This is a genomic window from Streptomyces sp. NPDC046557 (genome assembly GCF_040645975.1).
GTDB lineage: Bacteria > Actinomycetota > Actinomycetes > Streptomycetales > Streptomycetaceae > Streptomyces.
In genome coordinates this window covers 425918-442606 of sequence record NZ_JBEYZH010000002.1, presented here as the reverse complement: position 1 = coordinate 442606, position 16689 = coordinate 425918, and the positions used below count along the sequence as shown (strand labels likewise).

The following is a 16689-nucleotide window of genomic DNA, read 5'->3' as shown; positions in this document are numbered from 1 at the left end:
ACGGGGCCGGGGCCCGGGGGGATCGGGCCCCGGCCCGGCCGGGGGTGGACACGGGGTCCGGGCCGTCTCGGGACAGCCCGGACCCCGGGGACTCTCACCGGCCCGCGCGATCGGCGCGGGCCCGGCGGCACCTCTGGGGCTGCCTCCGGACGAAGTCCCGGGGGCAGCCGGGGGAGGGACTTCGACAGGGTTACGGGAAGGGGTGCGGGTCGTACGGGACCGGGCGGTGCTCCTGGTCCGTGCCGCGCAGCGCCGCCGTCAGCCGGGGCAGCCCGGTCAGCCGCTGCTGCGCGTGCCCGAAGCACATCGGCAGGATGCCGGGCACCACCGAACGCGCCACGTGGATGCCCGCGTCCGCGTGCTCCCGGCTCGTCTGGTCGACCAGCACGATCTGCTCCAGACCGGCCCGCGCGAACAGGCCCCGGACGAAGTCCAACGCACCGCGCACGTCACCGCCCGACTCCACGGCCAACTTCTGCGGCCAGCCCGGGAACGCCTCCTCCAGGCTCACCGGGGGTCCGCCGAGCCCGGCGGTGGCCCGCTCCCGCATCTGTGGCAGCGAGTACAGGCGTACGTGATCCTCCAACTCCTGGACCTGCCAGGGGTCGTCGATCATCGGTTCGACCTGCTCGCGGGTCCAGTCGATCGGGTTGGTCACCAGTTGGGCGACCTCGCGCAGCGCGCCGCGGATCGCGGACCGCGGATCGGCGCCCGAGCCCGCCGAGGAGAACGTGGCCGGGAACGGGTTCAGCCGGTTGACCGCCAACACCCACACCACCGGCAGCTCGATGTCCTGGGTGACGACCAGCAGGTGGACGTCGAACCCGCGCGCCCGGATCAGCTCGATCATGGCCCGGCTGGTCGGGTCGGTGATCGAGGACTCGGGGATGTACGGCAGCGGGGCCGCCCGGTACCACGACAGCAGGAACGCGTCCCGCTCGGCGAGCTCGAACAACGAGTGCAGGGCGGCCTCTTCGAGGTTCGCACCGACCGCACAGCCGCTGGAGGACTCGTAGAAGAAGTGCTCCCGCTCGTGCGGACCGACCGCGCGGGCCGCCCTCCGGTCCCGCCGGAACGCGTACTCGTACTGGTAGAAGGCGTGGTCCGCCGGCACCAGCAGGGGCCGCCCGTCCGACAGGTCGTGCCCCCACACCCAGTCCATCGGCGTGTCCTCGGTGAACGGTGTCACCCGCGAGGTGGGGTGGGCGAGCTGCTCCGCCGTGTAGCGGCCCAGCCCGCCCGGGTCCACGGCCCGCTCGCCCAGCTCGCGATAGGAACGCCCCGTCAGGACCGGGATGTCGTACGGGAACCCGCCGAGCCGCTCGTACGCCTCCAGCACCGCGACCGGTTCGGTCTCGGCGAAGGTCTGCGCCCGGCCGTGCCCCATCGCGGGGGCGTCCGGCAGTACGGCCATGCTCATCGCGAACGGCGCGTGGCTCTCGCGCAGGATCGCCCGCACCGGCCCGAAGCGGTCGTCCACCAGCCGGGCGCGCAGCACCCCGTGCTCGACGAGCCGGCTGTGCGCCGACCGGGTCGGGTCGCCCGCCGAGGCGGGCCGGGAGACCAGCGCCTGCGGCCGCGGCAGCCCGGTCCCGTCGAGCTCGGCCGCCGTCGGACCGCACACGGGACAGTGGAAGCTGCGCGAGACACGCCGACGCCGGTTGCCGGCCGCCGATACGACGTACAGCTCGCCGGGGGCGAGGGGCCGCCGCGCCAGGTGCTCCAGGGTCGCCCGGAGCAGTTCGGGCAGCAGCGGCGCGGCGGCCCGGGGGGCCGAGGTCGCCCGCGCCAGGTCGCCGACCAGCGGGTGGTCCACGACGGTGCGGTCCCGGACCTCGGCGCAGGCCGCACAGCCCCCGCCGTCCTTGTCACCGGGCCGCCACAGCGGCCCGACGAGCACCTCGTCGGCGAACACCCGGACCGACAGCAGGTCCGAGCCGCCCCCGGCCGCGTCCGCCAGCCGGTCGCGCTCCCAGGCCAGGTCCCAGCCGCGGTTGACGGCCACCAAGGCACCGGTGGCCTCGGCCAGGTCCGCCACGGCCGACCGCCAGTCGCCGCCCGGGGCGTCGTACGCCGAATCCGTGCCCGGCCCGAAGGCCGTACGCGTCTGCGGGGTGGGGTCAGCCGGCATCACGGGCCTCCTGCGGGGGTGCGACGGTCACGGCCTCGACCGCGCCGAACCAGAGGGGGAGCGGACCGAGCACCGGGTCGGTGCGTTCGGCCAGACCGCGGTAGCCGGTGCCGGCCCGCGCGGCGCGGGCGGTGAGCTGCTCGCGCAACCGCCCGATGACGGCGCCGTCCGCGAACAGCAGCGCGTCGGTGGAGAGTTCAGCGACGGTGCCGCTGCCGCCCGCCTGAACCCGGGCGAGCGCCGTGCACAGGGCCGTACGGACGGCCTCCTCCGCGGTGGCGCCCCAGCCCCGGCCCAGCGGCACACCGCCCAGGCTCACCCGGGCGATCCGCCAGTCCAGCTCCGGCAGCCGCAGCACCGCCACCTCGGGGTCGCGCCCCGCGGCCCGCAGACCCGCCAGGATGCGCGCCCCCTCCGGGTCGAGGGGCGCCTCGGGGTCCTGCTCCAACGCCGGGTCGCCGGCGAGGACGCGCAGGACACCGTCGAGCAGCCAGTGCTCCTCGGTCAGCCCGGCCGCGGGCACACCGGGCCGGGAGGCCCGTGCCCGCAGCGCCGCCAGTGCCGCGGCCACGGTCGCGGTCTCCTGGTGCGCGGCCCAACCCACCACCGCGCCCGAGCGCCCGGCCCGGTACTCCGCCACCCGCAGCGCGAGCGGCATCTGCGGCAGGTCCTCGCCGGCCGCGGAGGCGAACAGCCCGGTCCAGCGGCGCGCGACGGACGCGGCGGCCTCCAACGCCTCCTCGGCGTCGGGCATCGGCAGGGCGGGGACGTCGTCGAGGGTGCTCGGCCGGCCGGTCGCGGCCGCCGGGTGAAGAGCCCCTTCGACGGCCACCGGGTCGGTGGCCAGATCGGCGCCGTACACGACGTGGCCCGTACCGGGCTCCGCCGTTCCCGCCAAGGAGTCGAACAGCGACTGCCCCGCCAGCGCCCCCGCGAGGGCGTCCGCGACCGGCCGCGGCGCGGGGTCGCAGGCCTCCGCCTCGGCCCAGGCCGACGCCCGGTCCCGGAAGGCGGCCCAGACGCCGTGCCGGCCGGGACCGGTCAGCACCGGTCCCACCAGCGCCACCCGGCCGCCCAGCAGCACCGTCAGGAGGGGGACGCCGTCCGGCACGGCTGCCGGGTGCTGCGTATCCCCCGTGGTCATCTCCACGACCGCGTCGACGCCGTCGTACGCCGCTCCCGGGTGCGCGGCCTCGTACGCGGCCAGCGAAACGGCCTCCGTCACCTCGCCCGCCCCCGCCCGGCGCAGCCCGCGGGCCGCCGGGCCGGTGGCCTCGGCCGGACCCGCCAACAGCACCCGGGCCGACCGCAGCCGGGCGAACGCCGCGTACGGGTCGTCCAGCGCCGACTCCAGCCGGGCCAGCGCCTCGGGGAACCGCTCCCGTACCTCCGGCGCGGGCGCCGCGACGGTGAAGGCGGCGGGATCGAGCAACATGCCGCACTCCCGCATCTTCCCGATCAGGTGCCGCACGGCGGGGCGGGACTTCTCGGTGCCGATCGCCGCGACGAGCTCGTCCTCGCTCGCACCGGACTCCAGCAACGGCACGCAGCCCTCGGCCACCGCGTGCAGCAGTTCCGAGCCGCTCAGGACGAACCGGCCGCGCGGACCGCTGACGTACACGCCGTTCGGGACGGGCGCGAAGTGCAGGTCGGGCCGGGCGACGAGTGCGGTCGTGGGTGTCATCACTTCTCCCCTTCGGGACCCTGGTAGGTGAACCGGCCGCCGGGCTCGCGGCCGACCTCGACCACCCACTCGGTGGCGTGGGTGCCGTCCTGCACCCCGGGCAGCGCCTCTTCGAGGTAGCAACCGTCCGCACCGCGCCGCTCCAACATGCGCGGCAGCACCCGGGTGCCGAGCGCGCTCGTCAGGTCGACGTACTGCGGCTTCTGCTGGAGCCGTTTGGACTGCACGTCGGGGGCGCCCACCGACAGCGGGCCCTCGTCCTCCGGCGCGTTCTTGATGACGACCTCCTCCGGCACCCCGTACCGGGCCCGCCACGCGGTGAGGGCGAGCAGCCGCTCGTGCTCGTCGGGACCGGTGGCGACCGCCGCGTCCAACTCGTCGCCGCCGTACCAGCGGCGCCGACCGATCAGCACGTCGCCCACCGCCATCCGGGGTGCGACGCGGGTGGCGGACCGGTCCCAGGGGGTGGCCGCGTGCCAGCTGTTGGGCAGTGAGTTGAACAGCCGGCCGCTGATGACCAGCCCGGACGCCACCGACAGCGGCGGCGGGAACAATCCCGGGTGGCCGGTGCCGAGCGGCAGGACGCGCGTCGGCCGGCCCTCGGGGTCCTCCACGCGCAGGGTGTCGGTGTCCGCGTCGTGCACCAGCCGCAGCGAGAACCAGTCCTCGGGGTGCAGGCCGCCGGGCAGGATCGGCGCGTGCGCGTTGACATTGAGCCGGTGCAGGCCCAGGTCCTCGGTGACCCGGGCGCCGTCGGCGCCGTACGTGCGCCGCAGGCGGTCGGCGAGCAGCGGCAGGGCCCGCCCGCCGAGGCGGCGGTCGGCGTCGAGGAAGCGGGCGTACAGCATGCCGTGGCCCGGCAGGCCGTCGTTGAGGACCAGTCGGCCGTCGGCCTGCTGGAGCAGCACCCCGTACACGAGCCGGTCCCGGCGGAACCGATCGGGCAGGGCCGCCGTCAGCTCGCGCACCTCGGCGGGGGAGAAGGACAGGGTGTCCGCGCCCTCGTCCACCGTCTTCGACAGCCGGGTGTGCACCGCCTCGGTCAGCTCCCGGCGCAGCAGGTACATCCGCTCCAGCGAGCCGTCGGCCGGACCGATGCCCTTGAGGGCGGACGCGTCACCGGTGCCGCGGGGGCCGTACACCGCGTCCATCGCGGCGGCCCGCCGGGATACCTCGCCGACCACGAAGGCGGCGTTCGCGGCCAGCGGCACGTCGGCGCCGGCCCCGAACCGCTCGACGAAGGCGGCGGTCATCAGGACCCGGACGTCGTGCAGCCAGTCGAATACGGTGAGCAGTTCCACGGCCGGCCCGAGGTCCGCCAGCGGCGCGTGCCAGCGCTCCGTCGCCACCTTCAGCGGCGGCATGACGAAGTCCTCCTCGACGGTGATCCGCGCGGGCCGGCCGGCGATGTGGCTGAGCCGGTCCAGCGAGCCGCGCAGCCCGCCGAGGACGGCGCCGCGCCGCTCCGCGGGGGCGGCCGCCAGCTCCGGCAGCCCCGCGCGCACTTCGGCGGCGGACTCGGCCGCGCGCGGGTCGGCGGGGGTGAGCAGCGTCTCGTAGTCCCCGTTGCCGTCCTCGGCCTCGTTGAAGGTGCACAGCAGACCCTGGGTCACGGCCTGCCGGACCCGGGCCTCGGCCTCGGCCGGCGGCCGTCCGGAGCGCTCCGCGACGTGCGCGACGACGGCGGGGAAGAGCCTGGGGCCCATCGACACCGCGTCCAGGAGGTGCCCGGCGGGTCCGTCCAGCGGGACGGCCATGCGCCGCATGCCCCCGTCGGTCAGTTTGAGGAAGAACAGCTTCCCGAGCTCCGGGTCGGGCGCCGAAGTGGGCGGCAGCCCGATCCACTTGTCTTCCAGGTCGGCCGTGTCGGCCTGCGGGAGACCGCCGAGCACGTAGCCGAGCATGACCCGGTCCAGGCCCGGGAAGGCCACCGCGCCGGTGAACGGCACGTCGTCCGGGGCTACGCCGGCCGGGTCGGGCTCCGCGATGGCGACCGCCGTGAAGCGGGAGAGCGGACTGGTGCGGACCATCGCCCGCGTCACGTACTGGATGAGACCGCGTTCAGACTTGCGGGTCTTGGAGGTGACCGGTCCGGGGGCCGCCACCGCCGTGCGGTAGCGCTCCGCCTCCTGGTGCACCTCGGGGGCCACCAGCGCGAGCGAACGCAGCAGGTCGGGGTCGGCCAGCAGTGCGGCGAGGCCCGCCCGTTCGCGCTCGGCGGCCTCGGGGTAGCCGGCGACGAGCTCGGCGCGCAGCCGCTCGTGCCGTTCCCGGGCGGTCAGCCAGCGCGTCATGACGGGGGTCGGGACGGGGGCCGTCGCGGCGGTCGTCACGGCGGTCGCCGCGGGTGGGGTCTTGGGGGCGCGTCCGGCGAGGACCGTACGGCGCAGGGCGACCAGTTCGCGCCGCTCGGGGCCCTCCACGGTGCCGATCCGCTCGTACAGTTCGTCGGAGCACGCGGTGGTCGCGGCGGCCAGTTCCGTGTGGGCCGCGGCGTACTCGGCGAGCAGGGCGCGCTGGGCCGGGTCGGCGATGCGGGCGCGGCGCAGGGGGTTGACGCGCAGGAACCAGAGCGGCTCCTTCAGGGGCTCGGTCATCTGGGGGCTCCGGTTTCGGTGAGGGCGCTGTCGCCGGTGTCGCTGCCGCCGCTGCTGCTGACGTTGTCGCTGCTGCTGCCGTTGCCGCCGTGGCCGCCCCGGTCCTGCCGCTCCCGGAGCCGCTCCTGCCAGGAGACGCCGAGGACCGCGTCCACCGTCTCGGCGATGGCGAAGCACATGTAGTAGCGCTGCATGGGGGAGACGGTCAGCAGGGGAAGCTGCTCGTAGAAGAGGTTGGTCAGCAGGCGGAAGGCGGCGAACCACTTCGACGGGTCGGCCACCACCCCCGACGCGTCGACGGCCCGGTGGAAGTCGCTGTCGGGCTGCGCCCCCTGCGGGACGGTGCGCACTGCGCCGGGCGGCCCCATCTCGCTCTTGTCCACGCCGGCGGTGGCGGAGTCGAGCAGGTCCAGGGTCAGGGTGCCGGCGGCGACCGCGTTCTCCAGCGCGCCCGCGCAGTAGGCGAACGCGGTGCGCCACTCGGCGGCGGCGGGGGAGACCTCCCCCGACACCCGCTGCTCCACGACGGTGCGCAGCCGCTGCCGGTCCCGCGCGTAGCGCTCCTCGAACACGGGTCGGACGTCCTTGGTGGGAGCGGCCCAGGCCAGGAAGGCCTCGACGTGCGAGCGCGGGGAGAAGACCCCGTACGCGAGGCCGAGGGCGTGGGTGTCGGCGAGCGCGGCGAATGCCTCCGCGAGGCGCACGGTGGCGCTGCGCGGGTCGGCGGCGATCGCTTCGATCATGCTCAGCAGGGGTTTGGCGAGGGCGCCGGCGACGACGGTGCGGAAGGGGTCCAGGCGCGGCTCGGCGGAGCTGCCGGCGGTCCGCTCGACGCGTTCGACCGCGCCGTGCTCGCGCAGCGGGAGGTACGGCGGAGGGACTGCTTCCAGACGGCCGAATTCACGCGCCTGGACGAGGTACTGCTCCTCGGTCAGCGCCCGTGGCGGGTCCAGCGGTCCCGCGTCGAGCCGTGCCGCGACCTCCGCCCAGTCGGGTCCGGGGAGGCCCGGCGCCGTGAGCGCGAGGATGTCGACGTAGGGCCCGTGCAGCCAGCCGCGGCGCAACTGAACGGCAGGAGCGCCCTGTGCGACCAGCGCACGGGCGACGGGAACGACGTGGCGGGCCAGCCAGGCAGGCGACACCGGCATCCGGGTGTGGAGCCGCACCCCCGTCAGACCGGTGGAACCCGGCGCCGTGGCCGTGCGCTCCGGAGCATCAACCCCCATGGTTCTTCGTACCTTTCGAGTGATCGAAATCGAACGCGAGGCGTGGCCGAAAGAAGCCATAAGGCAGACAAGCCGGTTGTACTCTCGCGCAATGACTTTGGACGCCGTGGACACGGCCGAGTGCGAGGCGCTCACCCGGAACCTGCGCCGCCGCGGGGCGATCGTGTTGGCCTTCTTCGCCCTGGTGTGGGCCTTCGCGGGCGGCTCGGGCATCGCGTCGATGCCCGTGTCCGTGACGGTCGGGGTGGTGGCGGTCGTACTGACCGCCGTGGCCGTGGTGTCGGCCTTCCGGGGCGCCGCCGGCCCCGTGGTGCGCCAGGTGCGGCTCCCGGAGAAGTGGAACCGCGGTGTCGGACTGGTCAACGTCGCCGAGGTGGTGGCGATCTTCGCCGTGGTCGCCGCGTCGAACGCGGCCGGCCGGCCCGAACTGATCCCGCCGGGCATCTGCCTGGTCGTCGGCCTGCACTTCCTCCCGCTGGCCCGGCTGTTCGACCAGTGGCAGTACAAGTGGACCGCCTGGCTGCTGACGGCGGTCTCGGTGGCCGGTTTCGCCGTCGCCGCGACCGGGGCCGCGGGGGAGACGGTGCGGATCGTGGTGGGTCTGGGGGCCGCGGTGGTGCTGCTGGGCTCCTCGCTACACGTCGCCGTGCGCGGTTGAGCCCGGAACCGACAGCACCGCCTGGGCGGCCTCTGCGACGGGACCTGTCGGCCCGCCGTGTGGTGCGAGCTGTCGAGCAAGGATGTACCCATCCGGCCCGTTGACCGGATGGGCGCATCCTTTGGTGCTCTCAATCAGTCAGCGGGGACCGATTCAGCAGGCGGAGCAGGTCGAGCTCGAGGACGACGAGGTGCCGATCGAGCCGCTGGATGCGCCCAGCTCCGGGAGGGCCACGCCGTCGGCGACCTCAAGGGTCTCGAGCTGGTCCACGTCGAAGGCGTCGAACGCCGCGTCGTCACCGTTGATGTCGTTGATGCTCATGTGAATTCCTTTCGGTCCGGGGAGTGCTTGCGTCAGCAGGCGGAGCAGGTGGAGGACGAGGACGACGAGGTGCCGATCGAGCCGCTGGAGGCACCGAGCTCCGGGAGGGCCACGCCGTCGGCGACCTCAAGGGTCTCGAGCTGGTCCACGTCGAAGGCGTCGAACGCCGCGTCGTCACCGTTGATGTCGTTGATGCTCATGTGAATTCCTTTCCGAATTCCCTGGGAGCGGGAAGTCTTTCGTTTCCCGCTTTTCGCTTTTCTTTGTGCACCCTCTCGGCTGCACAACTAGAGAATGCCCACCGAATCGGCCGCCGCCAAGAGTTTTCGGCCGGCGCCTGACAGTTGTCACGCCGGTCGTAATCGGCGTCATGTGCCGCCCCGACGAACACATGCGAAAGCCGGCTCAGCGATCGTCGGTCACGGTCCATTCGGGGCTGTTGAGCATCTCCCAGCCCTCCCCGGGCTCCCCGACCACCGAGTCGTCCGGGGCGCGGCTGCCCAACAGGAAGTCCCCCACGGAGGATTCCCGCAGGTAGTCCAGGCCCAGCACGCGAGCGGACATGTCGGCGTCCCCGTTGCCCAGCCCGCAGGGAGCCAACCCCATGGCCGTCGCGACCAGGTACATCGTCTGGTAGAGCACGCCCGTGTGCCGCAGCGTCGTGGCGTAGGCGATGCCCCGGTACTTCCAGGACATGCGCTGGAAGCGCGCCGTCACCGTGATCAGCACGTCCGGTCGGGCCTCCATCCCGGTGGCCCGGGAGGCCACCAGGAACAGTGCTTCCCGGTCGGCTTCCGAGGCGTTGACCAGGACCAGCGAGTGCGCCACCGGGTCGTAGTAGTAGCTGCCCGGGGCCAGTCCGGCGCAGCGCCGCACGGTGACGTACAGCTCCAGCTCGTAGCCCTGACCGCCGCTGGGGTAGGGGCGGGAGACCACCTCGTCGCGGTCGCCGCCCGGCTCGGGGGTGTAGTGGGCGCGCACCCGCTGGACCCGGTACAGGAACTCGCCGAGCTGCTCGGCGGTCATCTCCTCGGCCCCGTACCCGCGGATGGAGCGGCGGGTCTCCACGGCCTCCGTCAACGACGGGTCCCGCCGGGCGATCTCCGCCCGGTCCGGCCGGCGCAGGGCCGTCACGGGCCCCTCTGGGACCGGCTTGACGGCCGGCTGGGGGTCGATCTCCCCGCGGTACGGATACACCGCGCCGAACACGTCGTCGTAGCGCCCCGAGCGGACGCGGGAGTGGAAGAGCAGGTCGTGGAAGTCCCACTGGCGCAGGGTGGGATCGGTGTCCGAGGGGAAGGCCCCCGAGGCGTTCGCGGTCTCCGCCAGCCCCGCGCCCACCAGGTGCGCGAGCAGGTCGTCGACCTCCTCCGGGGCCAGCGCCGAACCCCGCCGCAGCGTCTCGGCCGAGCCGGGCGAGCCCAGCGCGGCCACCAGCTCCCGCGCCCCGGCGTCCGTCAGGACCGCCCGGAACTTCACCAGCGGCGACTCCAGCACGAGGACCCCCTCGCGGCTCCTGCAGAACGCGAAGCGGGACAGCCGCAGCACCGCCCCCGGTGCGGGTGCGACCGGCCCCGGACGGGCGTCGCGGGCCACCGGCTCCAGCCGGAGCAACTCCCGGCGCCCGGCGGCCGGCCCGCGGGTCAGGACGCTGTGCAGCAGCAGGTGGTTCGTGCGCTCCAGGAGCCGGCGCACGCCCTCCCGCTCGGCCGGCCCCAGGCCCGACAGCAGCTCGTCCAGCGGTTCGGGGCCGGTGGCCAGTCGGTTCAACGCGGTGCGGACGGCTCCGCGTACGGGCCGCAGCACGAGCGTGGTGGCCGGGCCGGTCAGGGTGGCCGTCTCGCCCTCGAAGGCGAGCCGGACGTCCTCGCGGAGCACCGGGGCGGTGCGGGGCGGCGACGGTGTGTCGGTCTGCATTACGGGGTCTCCCGTCGGGGCGGTCCATCGGTGAAATTCGGACACGCCACTGTGAGGGCCGCGCGCATATCCCGGTGAGCCCTCCGGAAAACCGGTGACATCCCCCCGCCGATTCGGTGACCGAGGTCATCGACTTCCGTGACAGATGCCAGGTGCGCCGGTCAAACGCTAGGTGCTCCGAAGGGGCGCACGCATGCTCGGAAGACGAAAAGACCCTTCACTCCCTTCATGCGCAGGACGTAAGGAAGTTCCCGTGCTCACTCGTCGTCATGCAATCAGTCTCGGCCTCTCCGCGGGTGGCCTCGGCGCGGTCGGTGCCGCGGGCGGGCTCTTCCAGACGCTCGTCGCCGGCGGCACGGCCCAGGCCGCCCAGACCGGGGCCACGCCGGTCGCACCGTTCACCGTGCCCTTCGTGACACCACCGGTGCTCAGACCCGTGCTGAGAACCAGGGACACGGACTACTACGACGTCCGGATGGCCCTTACCAGCCACGAGGTCCTCCCGGGCACCCGTACCGACCTGATGACCTACAACGGGTCCTTCCCCGGACCGACCCTCCGGACCCGCCGCGGACGCACCACCGTGGTCCGCCAGGTCAACGCGCTCGACATGCCCACGTCCGTGCACCTGCACGGCGGCAACAACCCCGTCGCGATGGACGGCGGGATGATGGACACCATCGCCCCGGGCCGCAGCAGGACGTACGTGTACGCCAACGACCAGCCGGCCGCCACCCTGTGGACGCACGACCACGCGCACCACATGGAGTCCGAGCACGTCTACCGGGGCCTGTCGGCGGCCTACCTGCTCGCCGACGACACCGAGGACGCCCTCGGGCTGCCCTCCGGGAAGTACGACGTGCCCGTGGTGCTCCGCGACGCCCACTTCGACGAGAACGCGGCGCTGCTCTACACCATGGACGACGCCTTCAACCGCACCACGATCCTGGTCAACGGCAAGCCGTGGCCCGTGATGAAGGTGGAGGGCCGCAAGTACCGGTTGCGCCTGATCAACTCCTGCAACCTGCGGATCTTCGTGCTGCGCCTGGGCGACGCCTCCCCGATGACGCACATCGGCGGCGACGGCGGCCTGCTGCCCGCCCCCGCCAAGATGCCCGTCGCAGTGCTGTCCCCGGGCGAACGCGCCGACATCGTCCTGGACTTCTCCCAGTACGCGCCCGGCACCCAACTCGTCCTGGAGAACCTCATAGGCCCCGGGCCGACCGAGCTCGTCGGCAAGGTCATGCGCTTCGACGTCGGCGAGAAGACGCCCGACAACAGCCGGGTGCCGGACGTGCTGAACCCGCGGGCACCGCTGCCCACGCCGACCGTGGAGCGGTCCTTCACGCTCAAGATGGACGCCGACGCCGCGACCGGCGCCGGCGCGCTCATCAACGGCAAGGTCTTCGACCCGGCCCGGATCGACACCGAGATCACCTGGGGCTCGACCGAGGTGTGGACGGTCAGCAACACCAGTACCGAGATCCCGCACAACTTCCACGTGCACCTGGCGCCGTTCCGCGTCCTCGAACGCGACGGCCAACCGGTCGCCCCGACCGAGGGCGGCCTCAAGGACACGGTCCTTTTGTGGCCCGGCCAGAGCGCGAAGCTCCAGCTCACCTTCGACTCGCACCGCGGGGTCTACCCGTACCACTGCCACATGATCGACCACTCCGCCATGGGAATGATGGGCCAAATGAAGATCAGCTGACCGCTGGTCAGTCGAGAACGCGCGAGAGCCCCGCCCACCCGAGCCTCCCGGAAGGAGGGAACACATGGCCGACCCAAGCAGCCCGTACGTACGGCGCGTCCTCGACGTGCTGGAGCGGGACCGGGCCCGCACCGTCCTGCACGGACGCGAGCACGGGCGCGACACCCGCGTCGCGGCGGGTGAACTGGCCGACTCCATCCTCGGTACCACCGCCCTGCTGCACGCCCACGGCATCGGCCACTCCGACACCGTCGGCGTCCTGACCGGCCCCAACCACCCCCTGATGCTCAGCGCCCGCTACGGCATCCACCTCCTGGGGGCCACGTCCGTCTACGTACGCTCGATGAACCCCCGGACCGACACCGAGACCTTCTCGCTCGCCACGCAGACCGACCTGCTGCGCGACACCGGAGCCCAACTGCTCCTGGTGGACGAGGAGAGCGCCGAACGCGGACGCTGGCTCGCGCACCGGATGCCGGAACTCACCGTCCTGCCCATCCCCCGGGAGCGGCCGACCGAGGCCGCGCTCCCCCTGCGCTTCCCGCCCGTACGGCCCGACGACCTCTGCGTCGTCGACTTCACCAGCGGCAGCACCGGCCGGCCCAGGATGGTGGCGCAGCGCTACGGCACCCGCGAGGAGCTGGTGGAACGGCTCGCACACGGCCTCGATCCCCGGGGACCCGCGACGCTGCTCTCCGTCACACCCATCAGCCACACGACGGCGCCGATGGCCGACGCCGTGCTCTCCACCGGCGGGGTCGTCGTCATGCACGAGGGCTTCGACGCCGGTGAGGTGCTCAGGGCCTTCGAGGAACGCCGGGTCACCGACGTGTACCTCGCCGTCCCCCACCTCTACCGGCTGCTCGACCACCCGGACGCCGCCACCACCGACCTGAGCTCGCTGCGCCGCATCACCTACAGCGGCACCCCCGCCGCCCCCGCCAGGGTGGCCCGGGCCGTCGAGCTCTTCGGGGACGTGCTCATCCAGGTGTACGGCACCACGGAGGCGGGCGGCATCAGCAGCCTCAACCCGCTCGACCACCGCGAACCGGAACTGCTCGGCTCGGTGGGCCGGCCCTTCCCCTGGGTCTCCGTGGACATCCGGGCCCCCGGCTCGGACACCGCGGCCGAACGCGGCCAGAGCGGCGAGATCTGGGTGACCTCGCCGACCATCACGGCCGGCTACCTCGACGACGAGGAACTGACCGGGACGGTGCTGCGCGACGGCTGGCTGCGCACCGGGGACCTCGGCCACTGGGACGCGTACGGCTACCTGCGGCTCGACGGGCGGATCGGGCAGGTCATCAAGCACGGCGGCCTCAAGCTCGACCCGGCCGACATCGAGGCGGCGCTGCTGCGCCACCCGCAGGTCAGCCAGGCGGTCGTCTACGGGGTCCGCGACCACGACCTGGTCGAGCAGGTGCACGCCGCGGTCGAACTCACCGGCGGGGCCACCCAGACCTCCTGCGACCTGAAGGGGTTCGTCTCGGCCGTGCTCACACCCGAACACGTCCCGGCACGCATCTCCTTCTGGCCGCGGATCCCGCTCACCGCCTCGGGGAAACCGGACCGCACCTACCTGCGGGCCGTGACCACTCCGACCGAAGACTCCCCGGGCAGCCTCGCCCGCCCGGGGCCCCGTCGCGCCGTCGCGTGACGGCCCCCGCCCACCCCGACCAGCCGGGATGCGCACCGAGAAAGGGCACTCCATGACAAATTACGGGCATTTTGCCCGGTCACTCAGGCTCAGGCGGCTCTACCGCCACAGCACCGCAGGGTTGATGATCACCCCACTCGACCACTCGATCCACGACGGTCCGCTGGTACCCAAGGGCACCACGCTCGACCACCTGGCGGGCCAGATCGCCGCCGGCGGATCGGACGCCGTCGTCCTCCACAAGGGCAGCGTCCGGCACATCAGCCCGGAGCGGTTCGCCGCGATGTCGCTGATCATCCACCTCAACGCGAGTACCAGCCAGGCACTCGACCCCAACGCCAAGTACGTCGTCACCGACGTCGAAGAGGCATTGCGGCTCGGAGCCGACGCGGTCAGCGTGCACGTCAACCTCGGCTCCGACGACGAACGCCAGCAGATCGGGGACCTCGGTCGCATCGCTGACGCCTGCGACCGCTGGAACCTGCCGCTGCTCGCCATGGTGTACCCGCGCGGACCGCGGATCCACGACCCCCGCGACCCGGAGGTCGTGGCACACGCGGTGACCATCGCCGCCGACCTCGGCGCCGACCTGGTCAAGACCGTCTTCCTCGGCTCCACCGCCGAAATGCTCGACCTGACGGCCGCCTGCCCCGTGCCGGTGCTCGTCGCGGGCGGACCGGCGCTCGACGCGGAGGAGGACGTCCTGGACTACGTGCGCGCCGCGATCGCCGGTGGCGCGGGCGGCGTGGCCATGGGCCGCAACATCTTCCGGGCCGCCGACCCCAGGGGGCTCGCCCTCAAGGTGGCCCGCATCGTGCACCACTTCCCGGAACAGCACTTCGCGCCGGGCGGCTTCACCGCCGGCGCACCCGCCGATCTCGGCATCACCGGTGCCCACCGGTTCGTCGACGAACGGCTCACCCCCGCCCCCTTCGAAGAATCCCTTTCGACCATCTGACAGGAGGTCCGCATCATGTCGGACGCCAAACTCTGCTGGCTTGACATCCGCGACGCCGGTCCCGCCACCGCGGCCGTAGTCGAGGAGGCGCTGCACCAGAAGATCGACGGCGTGGTCGCCGCCGACCCGGCCGTCTTCGACGGTCTGCCCCCCACCGTCAAAAAGATCCTGCTCTTCGAGGACGGCCAGGTCCCGGCCGACCTCGGCGCCGCCGACCTGGTGGTCGTCCCGGGCGGCAAGGAGGCACGCGCCGAACTCGCCCTGGCCCACCCGGACGTGGAGTTCGGACGGTACGTCGAGATCATCGACGCGGACTCGCTGGAGGACGCCTGCCTCTCGGCCCGCCTGGAGGCGTGGAGCGTCCTGCGCTTCCGCGACCCCACGAAGATCCCGCTGGAGATCGTCATCGCCGCCGCGTCCGGCGCCCCCGGCTCCATCATCACCACGGCCGCGGACCAGGAGGAGGCCGAGATCGTCTACGGCGTCCTCGAACTCGGCTCGGACGGCGTCCTCATGCCCGGCTCGCACGTCGGCGACGCCACCGCGCTCCGTACCGCGGCCACCTCCCGTAGCGGCGAAATCTCCCTGGTGGAACTGACCGTCACGGCCGCCACGCACATCGGCATGGGAGACCGCGCCTGCGTCGACACCACGACCCACTTCCGCAAGGACGAGGGCATCCTGGTCGGTTCGCACTCCAAGGGCATGGTGCTCTGCGTCAGCGAGACCCACCCGCTGCCGTACATGCCGACGCGTCCCTTCCGGGTCAACGCCGGCGCGCTGCACTCGTACACCGTCTCGCAGGGCGGCCGGACGAACTACCTCAGCGAACTGCACGCGGGCAGCACCGTCCTGGCCGTCGACGTGGCCGGGCGCACCCGTCCGGTCAGCGTCGGCCGCGTCAAGATCGAGACCCGGCCGCTCATCTCCATCGACGCGGTCGCGCCGAACGGGCAGGCGGTCAACCTGATCCTCCAGGACGACTGGCACGTACGGGTCCTCGGCCCCGGCGCGTCCGTACTCAACAGCACCGAACTCAAGCCGGGCGACACGATCCTCGGGCACCTGCCGACGGCGGACCGCCACGTCGGCTACCCGATCAACGAGTTCTGCCTGGAGAAGTAGTACCCGCGCGACCAGCGCGCGCGGCATCCCGTCTAGCCCCGGCACGCTCCGTGCCGGGGCCGGCGTGCGCGCGGGCCCGGTGGGCCCGCCGGGTCTCACAGCCACCCGTGCTCCCCGGCGATCCGCGCCGCGTCGAAGCGGTTGCGACCGCCGAGCTTCTTCATCGCCGCGGAGGTCACGTTGCGTACGGTGCCCGCGGCCAGGTAGAGCTCCCCCGCGATCTCCCGCACCGTGGCTCCGCCCGCCGTCAGCCGTAGGACGTCCATCTCCCGCACGCTCAGCGCCGTGTCGGTGTCGACCGGCGGTCTCATCAGCGTCGGGTCCACGGTGAGACAGCCGCCCGCGACCCCCATCAGCGTGGTGATCAGCTGCGGGATCCGGGCGTTCTTCGGTACGAGCCCCAACGCGCCCGCCGCCACGGCCCGTTCGACCACCGCCGGGGTGGCCGCGCCCACCATGAGCGCCACCCCGCACCACGGGTGCAGCGAGCGGACCTCAGTGGCCACCTTCAACGCCCCGCCGCCCATGGTGCTCTCGCTGAGCAACAGAACCGTGGGACGGTGCCGCTCGACGGCGGGCAGCACCGCCTCCGGCGCCGTGGCGAGCCCCACGACGTCCAGCCCCTCGGCCCGGTTGAGTGTTTCGGCGAACGCCTCCAGGACAAGCTGGTGATCGCCGGCGATGACGACTCGTACGGACATGAC

At 73.1% G+C, this 16689-nt stretch carries 13 protein-coding genes; 5 read left to right on the top strand and 8 right to left on the bottom strand.

The genetic code is table 11. The features are described from left to right. Window positions 1–190 precede the first annotated feature (190 nt). From ABZ934_RS07225 to ABZ934_RS07210, 4 genes are read right to left on the bottom strand one after another with little or no spacing between them, the layout of a single operon-like run. Entirely contained in the window at window positions 191–2131 is a 1941-nt protein-coding gene (locus ABZ934_RS07225) for a TOMM precursor leader peptide-binding protein (RefSeq protein WP_361309512.1), read from the bottom strand. After that, window positions 2121–3815 (bottom strand): hypothetical protein, encoded by a 1695-nt coding sequence (locus ABZ934_RS07220; protein ID WP_361309510.1) that lies wholly within the window; start codon window positions 3813–3815, stop codon window positions 2121–2123. Before ABZ934_RS07220 ends, ABZ934_RS07225 begins: the two co-directional genes overlap by 11 nt. Then, window positions 3815–6412: a hypothetical protein gene (locus ABZ934_RS07215; RefSeq protein WP_361309508.1), complete on the bottom strand. Its 2598-nt coding sequence runs from the start codon at window positions 6410–6412 to the stop codon at window positions 3815–3817. The genes ABZ934_RS07220 and ABZ934_RS07215 overlap by 1 nt, the downstream gene beginning before the upstream one ends. Then, window positions 6409–7638, bottom strand: a complete 1230-nt coding sequence (locus ABZ934_RS07210; protein WP_361309506.1) for a hypothetical protein — start codon at window positions 7636–7638, stop codon at window positions 6409–6411. Before ABZ934_RS07210 ends, ABZ934_RS07215 begins: the two co-directional genes overlap by 4 nt. Before the next feature lie 91 nt (window positions 7639–7729). On the opposite strand from ABZ934_RS07210, the gene ABZ934_RS07205 reads away from it, so the two are divergent. Then, window positions 7730–8296, top strand: coding sequence for a hypothetical protein (locus ABZ934_RS07205; protein WP_361309503.1), 567 nt, complete (start codon window positions 7730–7732; stop codon window positions 8294–8296). A 153-nt stretch (window positions 8297–8449) separates the two neighbouring features. Here ABZ934_RS07205 and ABZ934_RS07200 read toward each other — a convergent pair whose 3' ends face one another. The 3 genes from ABZ934_RS07200 to ABZ934_RS07190 form a co-directional block, all read right to left on the bottom strand. Continuing rightward, entirely contained in the window at window positions 8450–8617 is a 168-nt protein-coding gene (locus ABZ934_RS07200) for a thiazolylpeptide-type bacteriocin (RefSeq protein WP_334594558.1), read from the bottom strand. A gap of 32 nt (window positions 8618–8649) precedes the next feature. Then, on the bottom strand, window positions 8650–8817 hold the full coding sequence (locus ABZ934_RS07195; protein ID WP_334594558.1) for a thiazolylpeptide-type bacteriocin: 168 nt from the start codon (window positions 8815–8817) through the stop codon (window positions 8650–8652). A gap of 205 nt (window positions 8818–9022) precedes the next feature. After that, window positions 9023–10534 carry a SagB family peptide dehydrogenase gene (locus ABZ934_RS07190; protein WP_361309500.1) on the bottom strand — a complete coding sequence of 504 codons (1512 nt, stop codon included), beginning with the start codon at window positions 10532–10534 and terminating at the stop codon, window positions 9023–9025. Window positions 10535–10787: 253 nt separating this feature from the next. Here ABZ934_RS07190 and ABZ934_RS07185 point away from each other — a divergent pair, with 253 nt between their 5' ends. From ABZ934_RS07185 to ABZ934_RS07170, 4 genes are all read left to right on the top strand, one after another. After that, entirely contained in the window at window positions 10788–12245 is a 1458-nt protein-coding gene (locus ABZ934_RS07185; RefSeq protein ID WP_361309497.1) for a multicopper oxidase family protein, read from the top strand. Between the two features lie 64 nt (window positions 12246–12309). Further along, a complete protein-coding gene (locus ABZ934_RS07180) occupies window positions 12310–13902 on the top strand; it encodes a fatty acid--CoA ligase family protein (RefSeq protein ID WP_361309495.1) in 1593 nt (530 codons plus the stop codon). 124 nt (window positions 13903–14026) lie between these two features. Continuing rightward, complete coding sequence (locus ABZ934_RS07175; protein WP_361309493.1) at window positions 14027–14860, top strand: 2-amino-3,7-dideoxy-D-threo-hept-6-ulosonate synthase; 834 nt, start codon at window positions 14027–14029, stop codon at window positions 14858–14860. Between the two features lie 15 nt (window positions 14861–14875). Further along, the gene (locus ABZ934_RS07170) at window positions 14876–15985 is read left to right on the top strand and encodes a 3-dehydroquinate synthase II (RefSeq protein WP_361309491.1); all 1110 of its coding nucleotides are present in this window, start codon (window positions 14876–14878) and stop codon (window positions 15983–15985) included. 95 nt (window positions 15986–16080) lie between these two features. On the opposite strand, the gene ABZ934_RS07165 is transcribed toward ABZ934_RS07170, so the two are convergent. Beyond that, complete coding sequence (locus ABZ934_RS07165; protein WP_361309489.1) at window positions 16081–16686, bottom strand: response regulator transcription factor; 606 nt, start codon at window positions 16684–16686, stop codon at window positions 16081–16083. Between the last annotated feature and the right edge of the window lie 3 nt (window positions 16687–16689).